Source organism: Demequina lignilytica, assembly GCF_030418375.1.
Lineage (GTDB): Bacteria > Actinomycetota > Actinomycetes > Actinomycetales > Demequinaceae > Demequina > Demequina lignilytica.
Window position 1 is genome coordinate 403,418 of the sequence record NZ_JAUHPZ010000001.1, and the last position, 14,281, is coordinate 417,698.

11 protein-coding genes are annotated in these 14,281 nt (G+C 72.8%); 5 read left to right on the top strand and 6 right to left on the bottom strand.

What is annotated here, in order from left to right:
- The first annotated feature begins 61 nt into the window (after positions 1–61).
- Together QQX13_RS01850 and QQX13_RS01855 are read left to right on the top strand one after the other, a co-directional pair.
- Positions 62–1,636, top strand: coding sequence for an AMP-binding protein (locus QQX13_RS01850; protein WP_301152274.1), 1,575 nt, complete (start codon positions 62–64; stop codon positions 1,634–1,636).
- A gap of 11 nt (positions 1,637–1,647) precedes the next feature.
- Positions 1,648–2,112, top strand: coding sequence for an acyl-CoA thioesterase (locus tag QQX13_RS01855; RefSeq protein WP_301152275.1), 465 nt, complete (start codon positions 1,648–1,650; stop codon positions 2,110–2,112).
- 8 nt (positions 2,113–2,120) lie between these two features.
- Here QQX13_RS01855 and QQX13_RS01860 read toward each other — a convergent pair whose 3' ends face one another.
- The 3 genes from QQX13_RS01860 to QQX13_RS01870 form a co-directional block, all read right to left on the bottom strand.
- A complete protein-coding gene (locus tag QQX13_RS01860) occupies positions 2,121–3,200 on the bottom strand; it encodes a T6SS phospholipase effector Tle1-like catalytic domain-containing protein (RefSeq protein WP_301152277.1) in 1,080 nt (359 codons plus the stop codon).
- A 61-nt stretch (positions 3,201–3,261) separates the two neighbouring features.
- Positions 3,262–4,248, bottom strand: a complete 987-nt coding sequence (locus QQX13_RS01865) for a zinc-binding dehydrogenase (protein WP_301152279.1) — start codon at positions 4,246–4,248, stop codon at positions 3,262–3,264.
- Between the two features lie 67 nt (positions 4,249–4,315).
- Entirely contained in the window at positions 4,316–4,924 is a 609-nt protein-coding gene (locus QQX13_RS01870) for a GTP cyclohydrolase II (protein ID WP_436968550.1), read from the bottom strand.
- Between the two features lie 389 nt (positions 4,925–5,313).
- On the opposite strand from QQX13_RS01870, the gene QQX13_RS01875 reads away from it, so the two are divergent.
- From QQX13_RS01875 to QQX13_RS01885, 3 genes are read left to right on the top strand one after another with little or no spacing between them, the layout of a single operon-like run.
- Positions 5,314–6,978: a glycoside hydrolase family 13 protein gene (locus QQX13_RS01875; protein WP_301152281.1), complete on the top strand. Its 1,665-nt coding sequence runs from the start codon at positions 5,314–5,316 to the stop codon at positions 6,976–6,978.
- A gap of 40 nt (positions 6,979–7,018) precedes the next feature.
- A complete protein-coding gene (locus tag QQX13_RS01880; RefSeq protein ID WP_301152282.1) occupies positions 7,019–8,050 on the top strand; it encodes a LacI family DNA-binding transcriptional regulator in 1,032 nt (343 codons plus the stop codon).
- The gene (locus QQX13_RS01885) at positions 8,043–8,942 is read left to right on the top strand and encodes a carbohydrate kinase family protein (protein ID WP_301144470.1); all 900 of its coding nucleotides are present in this window, start codon (positions 8,043–8,045) and stop codon (positions 8,940–8,942) included. The genes QQX13_RS01880 and QQX13_RS01885 overlap by 8 nt, the downstream gene beginning before the upstream one ends.
- Before the next feature lie 28 nt (positions 8,943–8,970).
- On the opposite strand, the gene QQX13_RS01890 is transcribed toward QQX13_RS01885, so the two are convergent.
- The 3 genes from QQX13_RS01890 to glnA are packed head-to-tail and all read right to left on the bottom strand — an operon-like array spanning position 8,971 to position 14,220.
- A complete protein-coding gene (locus QQX13_RS01890) occupies positions 8,971–9,858 on the bottom strand; it encodes a hypothetical protein (protein ID WP_301152283.1) in 888 nt (295 codons plus the stop codon).
- On the bottom strand, positions 9,855–12,854 hold the full coding sequence (locus tag QQX13_RS01895; RefSeq protein WP_301152284.1) for a bifunctional [glutamine synthetase] adenylyltransferase/[glutamine synthetase]-adenylyl-L-tyrosine phosphorylase: 3,000 nt from the start codon (positions 12,852–12,854) through the stop codon (positions 9,855–9,857). The genes QQX13_RS01890 and QQX13_RS01895 overlap by 4 nt, the downstream gene beginning before the upstream one ends.
- 31 nt (positions 12,855–12,885) lie before the next feature.
- Complete coding sequence (glnA, locus tag QQX13_RS01900) at positions 12,886–14,220, bottom strand: type I glutamate--ammonia ligase (RefSeq protein ID WP_301144473.1); 1,335 nt, start codon at positions 14,218–14,220, stop codon at positions 12,886–12,888.
- Between the last annotated feature and the right edge of the window lie 61 nt (positions 14,221–14,281).

Below are 14,281 nucleotides of genomic sequence, written 5' to 3' on the forward strand. Positions count from 1 at the left end.
GGACGAGTCGCGGCAAGGGCGCCGCCGCTCGCAGGGCTCGACGTACAACGAGGTGCAACTCATGAGCGAATCCACCACCGGCATCCCCGCGGCGATCCGCCGCAACCACTGGATGAACCAGGTCCTCAGCCACGCGGAGATGAGGCCCGACGGTCCCGCGTTCAAGTTCCGCGGCGAGGTGACCACCTGGGCGGACACCGCACGCCACATGGACACCATCGCCGCCGCGCTGCGGAGGCGCGGCGTGGGCTTCGGCGACCGCGTGCTCATGCTCACACTCAACCATCCTTTGGTGGTGGAGTCGGTATTCGCGATCAACAGATTGGGCGCGATCGCGGTCCCGATGAACATCAGGCTGTCACCCGCCGAGCTCGCGTACATCGTCGACGACGCGGACGCGGACGTGATCATGGTCGACCAGCCGCTGGCCCCGCTGGTGGCGGCAGTGGGCCAGCTGACCGGCCGCATCCGGAAGGTGATCGTCTTCGGCGAGGCAGCCGAGGGCCAGGAGCCCATCTCCGCGCTGCTCGCCGAGCCGATCGGCGACTTCGAGGCGCCCGACGTCCCCGAGGACACGACCTGCCTCATCATGTACACCTCCGGCACCACGGGACGCCCGAAGGGCGCGATGCTCGATCACGCCAACATGACGTCGCAGGCGATCACCGTGATCCGGGTGAACAACATCTTCAACGAGCGCGACGTGTCCTTCCTCACGGCTCCGCTGTTCCACATCGCGGGCCTGGGCTCGATCGGCGCGAACTTCATCGTCGGCATCCCCACCGTGCTGCACCCTCTGGGCGCGTTCGATCCCGTCGAGATGGTCGACGCGTGGGAGCGCGAGGGCGCGACCATCGTGTTCAACGTCCCGCAGCAGTGGCAGGCCATCTGCGCGGTGCCGGGGATCCGGGAGCGCGATCTCAAGCTGCGCGTCATCAGCTGGGGCGCGGCACCGGCCTCCGACACCCTGCTGCGGACCATGTCCGACACCTTCCCGAACGCCCTCAACGTCGCCGTGTTCGGCCAGACCGAGCTGTCCCCGATCACCTGTGCGCTCCGCGGCGAGGACGCGATCCACAAGCTCGGATCCGTGGGCCGTCCGCTGGTCACGCAGCAGTACCGGATCGTCGACGGCGCGATGAACGACGTGGCCGTCGGCGACGTCGGCGAGATCATCTACCGCGGTCCCAACCTGATGAAGGGCTACTGGCGCAAGCCGGCCGAGACCGCGGAGGCCTTCGCCGGCGGCTGGTTCCACTCCGGCGACCTGGTGCGCCAGGACCAGGACGGATTCGTCTGGGTGGTCGACCGCCTCAAGGACATGATCATCTCGGGCGGCGAGAACGTGTACTGCGCGGAGGTCGAGAACGCGCTCTTCGCCCATCCCGACATCGTCGAGGCGGCCGTCTACGGTCGCGCGGACGAGCGCTGGGGCGAGGTGCCCGTGGCCGCCGTGGCGCTGCGCCCCGGCGCGAGCCTCGACATCGAGGGGCTCCAGGATTGGCTCGGCGACAAGCTGGCCCGCTTCAAGCAGCCGAAGGCGCTGGTCGAGGTCGAGGCGCTCCCCCGCAACGCCGCCGGGAAGGTCAACAAGGTCGCGCTGCGGCAGGCCGACCCCGTGCCGGTCGCGCCGTAGGGCGGGCGCCGATGACCCGGATCACCGTCCCGGTGGAGGTGCGCTGGTCCGACCTCGACGCCAACGGCCACGTCAACAACGTCGCCTTCCTCACGATCCTGGAGGAGGTGCGGATCCGCCACCTCCACGTGTTCCGCTCCCGGGCCGACCAGGCCCGGGGGCGGGCCTCCGCGGTGGTCGCACGGCACGAGGTCGAGTACCTGGCGCCGATGCCGTGGTCCGAGCGGCCCGTCCGCGTCGACCTGTGGGTCTCCCGCGTCGGCGGCGCGAGCATCGAGGTGTGCCATCAGATCCGCTCGCCCGAGGGTGACCCGGAGACCACCTATGCGCGAGCCGTCTCGGTCATCGTCTATCTGGACCCGGCCACCCAGCGGCCGCGCGGGATCCGGGCCGACGAGCGCGCCGCCTTCGCGGAGCTCGCCGACGAGCCCCTGGCCCTCCGCGGTCCCGTCGCGCCCGCCGCCCTCGCGCGCTGACGCGCGCGTCACACGTCGCTGACGGGTCCGCCGTCCTCGAGGAAGCCCTCGAGGTTGCGCGGCCGGTAGGCCGGATCGACCGCGAGGCGATCGACGGCCGTCGCGGCCACCGACTCCCGCCCGCCCTCGGCCGCGCCCAGGGGGCGGACATGCGGCGGCCACAGGCGGAACAGCCCGGTGCGCGCGTCGCCCACCTCGCCCAGCGGGTCCGGCGCGAACGGGACCAGCTCGTCGTCGCCCGGCACCGCATCGTCCCCCACCGCGAAGGACCCGGGCCGGAGGGTGAGCCCGTGCTCGACCGCCCGATCGGCCATCCACCGCAGGGTGATGTCCGACAGGCCGTGCGCGAGGACCCCGCCGCCGACCTTCGAGTGGTCGCCCGCGAACCAGACCTGCTCGACGATCTGCCCGCCCTCGGGATCGGGGAGCTCCCACACGGCGGGCGCGTAGGGCTTGCGCTGCTCGTCGATCGACAGCGCGTGGAAGGCCGCCTGGACGGTGCCCGACAGCCGGGTGTCGTGGAAGCTCCACCGGCGGTTGAGGCGGCGCACGCCGGGGATGCCGCTCCACGGCAGGCCGAGCGCGCCCACGGTGTCCCACACGCCGATGAACCTGACCCCGACGTCCGGGTGCGAGTAGGAGCGCCGGAACAGCTCGGACTCGACCGCGTGCGGCCCGTACGCGCGGGAGCGGTACAGGCGGTAGGCGTCGTCGAGCCGGTCCCGGTGCTCCGGGCGCAGGATCCCGCAGTTGCGGATCAGTCCCGCGACGGATCGTGCCGTGTAGGCGCCGCGGGAGAAGCCGATGAGGTACAGCTCGTCGCCCGGCGTGTACTCGGCGACGATGTCGCGGTACGCGTCCCGGACGATGCGCGACAGGCCCACGCCGAACGCGGCCCCGAGGAGGCGTTCGCCGGCGTCGGTGCCCACACCGCGGTGGTAGAGCACGGCCTGGCGTGCTCCGTCGTCCCCGGTCGGAGCGATCGCGGCCGCGAGCTTCGTGACGTTGGTCGGCGTCGGCGTGCCGTCCGCGGCCTGATCGGGACGGCTCCAGGTCCCGTCGCAGCACAGGACGATGCGTGAGACCACCGTGCCCCCTCCCCTGGCGTCCTCCCATGACAGCGCCCGTCCCGGGCGCTGTCAACGCGCCTCAGTGCTCGGTGAGCACCGCGACCACCTTGCCCCGCGTATGCCGCTCGCCGACCCGGGCGAGCGCGGCGGGCGCCTCGGCCAGCGTGACGGTCGCGGTCACGAGCGGGTCGAGCTCCTCCGCCACGACCAGGTCCATCAGCAGCTCGAGCCCTTCGGCGAGCCACGCGACCGACCGCTCGTCGTCCGCGGCATGGGCCGCGCCGAGCGCGATCTCGTGCACCGACGGCGCTGTCGTGAACGGCGGCACCGCGGAGAGGTCCGCGCGACCGGCGACGCAGGCGATGCCGCCGCCATGAGCGAGCAGGGACAGGTTCTCGGTCGCCGAGCTTGCGCTCACGGTGTCGACCACCGCGTCCACCCCGCGGCCGCCGGTCAGCTCGCGCACCCGTGCGGCCACGTCCTCGGAGCGGTAGTCGATCACGTCGTGCGCGCCGAGCTCGCGGACCGCCTCGTGATGCGCCGCCGACGCCGTCGCGATCACGCGCGCGCCGGCCAGCACCGCGAGCTGAACCGCGAAGCCGCCCACACCGCCGGAGCCGCCCGTCACGAGCACCGTGTCGCCGGGCTCGACGTCGAGCCTCCGCGCGACGGCCTGCAGCGCCGTGAGGCCCGCGCACGGGAGCGCGGCCGCCTCCACGGGGCCGAGACCCGCGGGGACCAGCGCCACGGCGCGCGCGTCGACCGCCGCGAGCTCCCCGAGGCCACCCCCGCGGCGCAGGTCCGTGTGCACGGCGACCCTGTCGCCCGCCCCGAGGTGTCCGACGGCCTCGCCCACCGCCTCGACCCGTCCGACGATGTCGAGCCCCGGCACGTGCGGGTAGGTCCACGCCGGATGTCCCGAGCGCGCGGTCGAGGCGTCGACGGGGTTGAGCCCGCAGGCCTCGACCGCGATCAGCACCGCGCCCGGGTCGAGCGCGGGCGGCTCGATCTCCCCGAGACGCAGGCCCGACGGATCTCCCGGTGCCTCCAGCAGCAGCGCGCGCATCTGGGTCCCTCCTCGACCGATGCGCCCACCGTAGCGCGCCGGTCCGACGGGCGGCGCGGCCCAGCGCTCACACGGGGTCGGGCAGCGCGATGGTGTGCGCGGTGTGCCGCACCTTGGTCTCGAGGTAGCGGGCGTTCGCGCCCGAGAGGTGCACGCCCGTGGGCACGCGCTCGTCCACGTCGACGCCGAGCAGCTCGAGCTGCGCCGCCTTGTCCGGGTTGTTGCTCAGCAGCCGGATCCGGTCGACCCCGAGGGCGCGGAGCATCTGGGCGGCGGGCGCATAGTCGCGCTCGTCCTCGCCGCGGCCGAGCGCCACGTTGGCCTCGTAGGTGTCGAGGCCGGCGTCCTGAAGCGCGTACGCGTCGAGCTTGGCGTAGAGGCCGATCCCGCGCCCCTCCTGGCGCAGGTACAGCAGGAATCCGCCCGACTCCGCGATGCGCTCGACGGCCTCGCGCAGCTGCGGGCCGCAGTCGCAGCGCTCCGAGCCCAGCACGTCGCCCGTGAGGCACTCGGAGTGAGGCCGCACCAGCGGGGCCGCGCCGCCGGCGGCGGCGCGCTCCAGGGCGCCGCGCCAGTCTCCCAACCCGATTGCGAGATGCTCCCGCCCGTCGACCAGGCCGTCGAACGTGACCACGTCCCCCGTGGCGGCAAGGCCGTCAGCGAACCGCAGCGGCACCCGCACCGAGGTGCGCACCGTGGCGGGCTCGGGCGTGAGGGCGGCGGGCTCGGCGATGGTGGCCTCGAGGTCGCGGGCACGCGATCGCAGCAGGGGGCAGGTGAGGGTCACGACCGCTCCTTCTGATCGGGCGACGCCCCGTCGGCGTCGGCTCGGGTCTGGTGAGGTGTCGAACGCCGCGGACGCGCCTCGTATTTCGCGGGCACGCGCACGGGTCGCACGGAACCTCCCGCGGCAGCCGCGCCCGGGGCCGACCGCGTGCGGCGGGGCCGGATTTGTGACACCGCCTGCAAACGCTTACATTGGTGTCCAGGACGCCGCGCGCTCATCGACGCGCGGGCGGTGTCCGACCAGCAGGATCGCAGCACCGCACCCCTCGAGAGGACGACGTGGCCCCCACCGACGCAACCGCGCCCACCGCAGGAACCGAGTGGTGGAGGTCGTCGGTCATCTATCAGATCTATCCCCGGTCGTTCGCGGACGCCTCGGGCGACGGCATCGGCGACCTGCCCGGCATCACCGCCCGCCTCGAGGAGCTGGCCGATCTCGCGATCGACGCGGTGTGGCTGTCGCCGTTCTACCGCTCCCCGCAGAAGGACGCCGGCTACGACGTGTCAGACTTCCGCGACGTGGACCCGATCTTCGGCTCCCTCGCGGACTTCGACGCCATGATCGAGCGCGCTCACTCGCTCGGCATCCGCGTGATCGTCGACATCGTCCCGAACCACAGCAGCGACCAGCACCCCTGGTTCCAGGCCGCGCTCGCCGCCGCGCCCGGATCGCCCGAGCGCGAGCGCTACGTGTTCCGCGACGGCACGGGCGAGAACGGCGAGCTGCCACCGAACAACTGGGAGTCCGTCTTCGGCGGGCCGATGTGGACGCGTGTGACCGAGCCGGACGGCACGCCCGGCCAGTGGTACCTCCACATCTTCGACACCGCCCAGCCCGACCTCAACTGGGAGCTCGAGGAGGTGCGCGCCGAGTTCGACGACGTGCTGCGCTTCTGGCTCGACCGCGGGGTCGACGGCTTCCGCGTCGACGTCGCGCACGGGCTGATCAAGGCGCCCGGACTGCCCGACTTCGTGCAGTCCCAGGAGGAGGCCTCCATGGGCGGCGGGGCGGCGACCCAGTCGCCCTACTGGGCCCAGGACGGCGTCCACGAGATCTGGCGCCGGTGGCGCCGGGTCACCGACGAGTACCCGGGCGACCGGATCCTCGCCGCCGAGGCGTGGGTGTACCCGCTCGAGTTCATGGCCCGTTGGGTGCGTCCCGACGAGATGCACCAGACCTTCAACTTCGGGTACATGGAGGCACCCTGGGACGGCGAGGCGCTGCGCCAGGTGATCGACGACTCGCTCGAGACGTTCGGCGCGGTCGGCGCTCCCTCCACCTGGGTGCTGTCGAACCACGACATGATCCGCCACGCGACCCGCCTGTCGCTGGGCGAGGACGCGCCGCAGGGCCACGGGGTCGGGCCCGAGACGCCCGGGCTCCCCGACATCGAGGAGGGCATCCGCCGTGCACGCGCCGCGACCCTGCTCATGCTCGCGCTGCCCGGCGGCGCCTACCTCTACCAGGGCGAGGAGCTGGGCCTTCCCGAGGCGATCGACATCCCGGGCGACGCGCGACAGGACCCGACGTGGCACCGGACCGAGGGAGAGCGCTACGGCCGCGACGGCTGCCGCGTCCCGCTGCCCTGGGAGGCGGACCGAGCGGCCTACGGGTTCTCTTCCACCGGGGAGACGTGGCTCCCCCAGCCCGGCCTGTACGGCGTGCTCGCCCGTGACCGCCAGCGCGGCACGGTGGGCTCGACGCTCGAGATGTACCGCGACGCCCTGCGGCTGCGGCGCGAACGCGGCCTCGGCGCCGGCGCGATCGCGTGGCGCGACGCCCCCGCCGGCGTGCTGTCGCTCGACAACGGCGGCGTCCGGGTGATCGCGAACATCGACGGCGCTCCCGTGAAGGTGCATGGCGAGGTCCTCGTGGCGTCGAGCCCGTTCGACGGCGACCTGCTGCCGCCCGACACGACCGTCTGGGTGCGCGCAGCCGAGTAGCATGCAGGTGCGGGCCGCACAGCGAGGGAAGGAGCCGGCGTTGGCGACGATCCAGCAGGTCGCGGACCTGGCACGCGTCTCCACCGCGACGGTCTCGCGGGCCCTCGCCGGCAAGCCGTCCGTCTCCGCCGCGACGCGCGAGCGCGTCGAGGAGGCCGCCCGGTCGCTCGGCTACGTCGCCTCCGCGACCGCATCGTCCCTCGCCTCGGGCAGGACGCGGAACATCGGCATGGTCATGCCCTACCTCGGCAGCTGGTTCTACGCCGCCGTGCTCAAGGGCGCCCACCGGGCGCTCGCCGACGGCGGCTACGACCTCACGCTCTACCACCTCGAGGACACGACCAGGCACGCCGAGCGCCGCCAACGGCTCTTCGACGAGTTCCTACGACGCAAGCGGGTCGACGCGTTCATCGCCGTCTCCCTCGAGCTGTCGGACGCCGAGCTGGAGAGGATCGCGCTGCTGGGCAAGCCGATCGTCGGGCTCGGCGGCCCCATCCCCGGCGTCACCACGCTCAGCCTGGACGATGCGGGCGTCGCCTCCCTGGCGACCGAGCACCTGCTGTCGCTCGGCCATCGCGAGATCGCCCACCTGGGCGGCGACGAGGCGTTCGAGCAGGACTTCCACGTGCCCGCGAAGCGCCGTGCCGCGTACGAGCAGGCGCTGCGCGCCGCCGGGGTCGAGCCGGATCCCCGGCTCATCAAGAACGCGGACTTCACCATCCAGGGCGGCTACCAGGCGACGCTGCAGATGCTCGGCGCGCCGCAGCGGCCCACCGCCCTGTTCGCCGCCTCCGACGAGATGGCGATCGGCGCCATCCTCGCCGCGCGCGACCTGGGGCTCCGGGTCCCCGAGGACCTGTCGGTGGTCGGCATCGACGGTCACGAGCTCGGCGAGTTCTTCGGCCTCACGACGGTCGACCAGTTCCCGGTCGTGCAGGGGCGGATGGCCGCGGAGACGCTCCTCGAGGAGCTGTCCCCCGACGCGTCCGGCGACCACGTCAACCGTGACCTCCCGTACGAGCTCGTGGTGCGCAAGAGCACCGCGGTGCCCTCCGGCAGGCCGCGTGAGTGACCGCGTGCTCGTGGTGGGGCCCACGAGCGAGAACCAGCTGGTCGCGCTCGACGCGCTGCCCCGCCCCGAGCCCCATACGGTGTTCGCGCTCGGGCACCGCACCGTGCTGGGCGGGACCTCCGCGGGCAAGGCCCTCCACCTGGTGGACGCCGGCCTGTCCCCCACGCTGCTGACCACGCGGGGGGACGATGCCGCGGGCGACGCGCTCATGGCGCAGCTGCGGGCGTGCGGGGTGGACGTGCGCGAGGTCCGTGCCGAGGGCCCGACCGAGCGCCACCTCAACCTCATGGCGGCCGACGGCGGGCGCGTCTCGATCTATCTGCAGCCGTCCGGGCCGCTCCCCGCCGAGGAGCTGCGCCGCGCACGCTCGGTCGCGCTGGCGGCCATGACCGATGCCGCCGCCGTGTTCCTCGACCTCTCGGACGTGGGCCGCGCGCTCATCCCGGAGGCGACGGCGCTCGCCCACGAGGTGTGGTGCGACGTCCACGACTACGACGGCATGGACGGATTCCACCGGCCGTTCGTCGACGCGGCCGACGTCCTCATCATGAACCGGGACCGGATCCGCAATCCCGGGTCCTACCTGCGCGATCGGATCGCCGCCGGCACCACCCTCGCCGTCTGCACGCTGGGCGCCGACGGCGCGCTCGGCGCGACCGCCGACGGCGCGATGGTGCGGATCGCCGCGCCCGAGGTCGCAGTGGTGGACGCGAACGGCGCCGGCGACGCCTTCGCGGCCGGGCTGATGGCGTTCGCGGTCGAGGTCGGCGGGGCGTCGCGCATCACCGGCGAGCTGCTGGGACAGGCGCTGGAGGCCGGGGCCGCGCAGAGCGCCCGCGCCGTCGGCTCCGCTCAGATCTCCCCGCTGCTCGAGCGGCACGGCGCCGGCTGAGGGCGTGCCCCGGGGCACGCCGAGCTGTTCAGCGGTACTGCGGCTTGGGGCGCGGGTACGTGAGCACCCCGATGAGGAAGAACACCAGCCCGATGATCAGCGCCCACGCGGCGAGCTCGAGCAGGCGGAGCTCGACCGCGGGCACCGCGGCCTCGGTGACCACCTCGAGGATCAGCCGTCCGATCGAGCCGTCCTTGCCGCCGGGCAGCAGCGCCACGACCGCCTCGACGCCCCAGAAGTGGGTGCCGACGAACAGCGCCCCCGCGATCGCGGCGGTGGCCGCTCCGACCTTCGGCAGGAACCAGCGGAGTCGGAGCGTCACGAACATGCCGACGACGACCACGCCGATGCCGGTCCACAGCGCCCAGTCCTGCGCGATCCGGAGCCACTGGTAGGCGCTGCGCACGTCGTCGAACGTCTCCGCGTCGAGCGCCTCGACCTCGATGGGGTCCACCTGGATGTCGGGGATCTGCACGCCGACGAGCGGGATCGTGTCGATCTGCGCGTTGACGTAGCCGGACACGTCGATCTCGAGCGTCAGCGGCGCCGGGGTCGTGAGCGTGCTGCCGAGCTGGGCCGCGAGCTGCTCGTGCGCCGCATCCACCTGCTCCAGCAGGGACTCCTTGAACGTGTCGGTGTCGACCGCGTCGGTGATGAGGGTCCGGAGCGCATCCTCGAGGCCCAGGCGCGCCGGGTCGATGCCTCTCGCCTGCAGGCCGGCGACCGCGGAGTCGGCGACGGCATCGCCCAACGCCGCCACGACCTCGGGGTCGTCGAGCGCGTCCTCCGCGATCCCGTGGACGGCGGTGCCGTCCTCGATCGCGCGGACCGCGACGGCACTGACCGCCCATGCGGAGAACAGAGACGCGGCCACCAGGATGATCAGCGCCGATACCACCGTGCGGGCCCAGTTCACGTGCGCCCCACCTCCCAGCCGAAGAACACGCGCTCCGTCACTGCCCTCGCTCGTCGGGAGGCCCGCGTGAATCGTTCGTCCAGCTCAGCACCGGACATCTGTGTACCAAGAATCTCAGCAAGTACGCCCAACTCGCGGATATCCGCCGGAAGGACGTCCGTGTCGCGCGCCGCGCCCCTCAACGCCATCGCCCCTCGCAGATCCGTCGCGAGCACCCACGCCTCGCGGAGCTTGGCCGCGTCTCCACGCCCGATGAGGCCCAGGTCGGCGCAGGCCGCGAGCGCCTCGAGGGTGCGCGTCGTGCGCAGCTCGGCGTGTGCGCGCCCGTGCCGCAGCTGCTGGAGCTGCACGCACCACTCGACATCGGACAGCCCGCCGGGGCCGAGCTTGAGGTGCCGGCGCGGGTCGACGCCGCGCGGCAGCCGCTCGGCCTCCATCCGCGCCTTGAGGGTGCGCATCTGCCGGAGCGCGCCGTCCGGCAGCTCCGCCGGGTAGCGGACCTCGTCGATCATCGCGACGAAAGCGTCGCGCAGGCCCTGGTCGCCCGCCACCGGCTGCGCGCGGAGCAGCGCCTGCGCCTCCCACGGGTCCGACCACCGGCCGTAGTACGTCGAGCACGACTCGAGCGATCGCGCGAGCGGGCCGTTGCGCCCCTCCGGGCGGAGGTCCGCGTCGATCTCCAGCGGCGGCTGGGGCCCGACCCTCTGCAGGATGCTCCGGATCTCCTGCGCCATCTGCACCGCGATGGCCTGGCCGTCCGGCGCCTGGCCGTCCCAGACGAACTGCACGTCCGCGTCCGACGCGTAGCTCATCTCGAGGCCGCCGTAGCGGCCCATCGCGATCACCGCGAACCGGATCGGCAGCTCCTCGAGCCCCCGCGCCGTCGCCACGTTGTGCCGCGCGATGCGCAGCGCGCCCTCGATCAGCATGTCGGCGGCGTGGGACACGGCCTCGGCGGCGTCCGAGGCGTTGATCAGGCCGAGCGCGTCGGCCGAGGCGACGCGTGCGAGCTCGCGCCGGCGCAGCCCTCGCATCGCGGTCGCCGCCTGCTCCGGGTCGTTGGAGCGCCGCAGGATCGCGTCGGCCTCCGTCCACATCCGCTCGTAGGAGCGGGGCACCAGGTCCTCGTCGCGGTCGAGCCACGTGACGCCCTCGGAGGAGGCCAGCAGGGCCCGCGCGACGTAGCGGGAGGTCGACAGGAGGCGGGCGAGCCGTTGAGCGGCCGTCCCCGAGTCGCGCAGCAGCTTGAGGAACCACTGCTGGTCGCCCATCTGCTCCGACAGCTGCCGGAAGGCGAGCAGCCCCGCGTCGGGATCCGCCCCCTGCGCGAACCACCCGATCATGGCGGGCAGCAGCTGGCGGCGGATCGATGCGGAGCGGCTGGTGCCCTCCGTCAGCGACTGGATGTGCCGGTAGGCACCCGCCGGATCCACGAAGCCCACGGCCGCCAGGCGCTCCTTCGCCGCCGCATCGTCCAGCCGCGCCTCGTCCTCGCTGAGGCGCGCGACCACCGGGAGGATCGGCCGGTAGAACATCTCGAGGTGCATCGCGCGCACGTCGCGCCGGATGTCCGTCCACACCTCCTCCATGTACTCGACCGTGGCGAAGCCCGACGCGCGCGCGAGGATCCGACGGTCCTGATCCGAGTCGGGCATCAGGTGCGTCCGCGTGAGCTTCCGGAGCTGCAGGCGGTGCTCCCAGACGCGCAGCTGACGGTAGGAGCGGTCCATCGCCGCCGCCTGCGGTCGTCCGACGTAGCCCGCGGCGCGCAGCTCGCCGAGCGCGTCGAGGGTGCCCCGCACGCGCAACGACTCGTCGGCGCGGCCGTGGACCAGCTGAAGCAGCTGGATGGTGAACTCCACGTCGCGCAGGCCCCCGGGACCGAGCTTGATCTGACGTCCCGACTCGGCCGCCGGCACGTGCTCCTCGACCCGGCGACGCATGGCCTGAGCCGACTCGACGAAGCCCTCGCGCTCGACGGCCTTCCACACCATCGGGTGCAGGCGCTCCACGTACGCCGCCCCCACCTCGGGGTCGCCGGCGACCGGCCGGGCCTTGAGCAGGGCCTGGAACTCCCAGGTCTGTGCCCAGCGCTCGTAGTAGGCCTGATGCGACGCGAGGTTGCGGACCAGCGGCCCGTCGCGGCCCTCGGGACGCAGGTTCGGGTCGACCTCCCAGAGGGCGGGCTCGACCCCCATGCCGCCGCAGGCCTTGGCCGCAGCGATCGCGAGCCTCGTCGCGACCCGCAGCGAGACGTCGTCCGAGACCCCCTCGGCGGGCTCCGCGACGTAGATCACGTCGACGTCCGACACGTAGTTCAGCTCGCGCGCGCCGCACTTGCCCATCGCGATGACCGCGAGCCGGGTGGCCGCATGCTCCGGATCGTCGGCGCGGGCGATCGCGAGCCCGGCCTCGAGGGCGGCGCCGGCGAGGTCGGCGAGCGCGGCGGCGACGGCGGGGAAGATCGTGGCGGGCACGTGCTCGAACAGGTCCTCGGCGGCGATCCGGGTGAGCGCCCGCCGGTAGGCGACCCGCATCGCGGCGACGCCCTCACGGCCCCCGAGCGTCGCGACCGGGGCGGCGTCGGAGGGGTCCGCCCCGACGGCCTCGAGCAGTCGCGCACGGAAGTCCATGCGGGTGAACGAGGCGGCGGAGTCCCAGTCGAGGAAGTCGCGCAGCATCTCCGGGTGCCGGATCAGGAAGTCCCCGAGCGCGAGCGAGCCCCCGAGCAGCACGCCCAGACGCATGCCGCCCGGCGAGGACGACAGCGCGGCGAACTCCGCGCTCAGGCTCGCGTCCCGCGCCGACTCCGCGAGCCGCAGCAGCTGCAGCAGACCCGCGTCGGGATCCGCCAGGTACGAGACGGCGTGCGCCGGGTCCTCGAGCGTGACGCCGGAGACCTCCTCGATCTCCCGGATCAGCCTCTCGGCGCGCGCCGGCTCAGAGGCCCCGGCGCGCCTGAGCAGCGTGGTGAAGGAGACCTCCCGCGCGCTCATGCGGGCCACCCTATCGGGGGACGACGACCGTCTAGAGGACCGAGAGGTAGGTCTCGAGCTCGAACGGCGTGACCTGGGCCCGGTAGGACTCCCACTCCGCCCGCTTGTTGCGCAGGACGAAGTCGAAGACGCGCTCGCCCAGGGTCTCGGCCACCAGCTCCGACCGCTCCATCACCTGGATCGCCTCGTTGAGGGACGTCGGGAGCGGCTCGTAGCCCAGCGCGCGACGCTCGGCGCTCGACAGCTCCCACACGTCGTCCTCGGCGCCGTCGGGGAGCTCGAGGCCCTCCTCGATGCCCTTGAGCCCCGCCGCGAGCAGGACCGAGAACGCGAGGTACGGGTTGGCTGCGGAGTCCATCGCCCGGTACTCGACGCGGGCCGACTGGCTCTTGTCGGGCTTGTGCGCGGGCACGCGCACCAGCGCAGACCGGTTGTTGACGCCCCAGCACACGTACGACGGCGCCTCGGCCCCGCCCCACAGGCGCTTGTACGAGTTTACGTACTGGTTGGTGATCGCGGTGATCTCGGGGGCGTGACGCAGCAGGCCCGCCATGAACTGGCGCGCCACGAGCGACAGCCCGAGCTCCGCGCCGGCCTCGTGGAAGGCGTTCCGGTCGCCCTCGAACAGGCTCATGTGCGTGTGCATCCCGGAGCCCGGCGCCTCGAACAGCGGCTTGGGCATGAAGGAGGCGAACACGCCCTGCTCCAGCGCGACCTCCTTGATCACGGTGCGGAACGTCATGATGTTGTCCGCGGTGGTCAGCGCGTCGGCGTAGCGCAGATCGATCTCGTTCTGGCCCGGGCCCGCCTCGTGGTGGCTGAACTCGACGGAGATGCCCATGTTCTCGAGCATCGTGATCGCCTCACGGCGGAAGTTGTGGGCCGTGCCACGGGGAACGTTGTCGAAGTAGCCGGCGCGGTCGACCGGGACCGGCTGCTGGCCCGGCTCGAACTGCTTGAACAGGTAGAACTCGATCTCGGGGTGCGTGTAGAAGCTGAACCCCTGCTGCGAGGCCTTGTCGAGCGTGCGCTTGAGAACCTGGCGCGGGTCGGACAGCGCGGGCTCGCCGTCGGGCGTGAAGATGTCGCAGAACATGCGGGCCGCGCCCTGACGCTCGCCGCGCCACGGGAGGATCTGGAACGTGGCGGGGTCGGGCTTGGCGATCATGTCCGCCTCGTACACGCGCGTCAGCCCCTCGACGGCCGAGCCGTCGAAGCCGATGCCCTCGTTGAAGGCGTTCTCGAGCTCCGCGGGCGCGATCGCGACCGACTTGAGGATGCCCAGCACATCCGTGAACCACAGACGGATGAACCGGATGTCGCGCTCCTCGACGCTGCGGAGCACATATTCCTGCTGCTTGTCCATGCGGCCCATCCTGCACCATTTGTGTGACGAACATGTGTCCGCGGCCCGCGTGCCGCGACGC

Coding starts and splice junctions, on each gene's coding strand:
- QQX13_RS01850 (WP_301152274.1), top strand. CDS start 62: ATGAGCGAATCCACCACCGGCATCCCCGCGGCGATCCGCCGCAACCAC.
- QQX13_RS01855 (WP_301152275.1), top strand. CDS start 1,648: ATGACCCGGATCACCGTCCCGGTGGAGGTGCGCTGGTCCGACCTCGAC.
- QQX13_RS01865 (WP_301152279.1), bottom strand. CDS start 4,248: ATGCGCGCGCTGCTGCTGGAGGCACCGGGAGATCCGTCGGGCCTGCGT.
- QQX13_RS01895 (WP_301152284.1), bottom strand. CDS start 12,854: ATGAGCGCGCGGGAGGTCTCCTTCACCACGCTGCTCAGGCGCGCCGGG.
- glnA (WP_301144473.1), bottom strand. CDS start 14,220: ATGGACAAGCAGCAGGAATATGTGCTCCGCAGCGTCGAGGAGCGCGAC.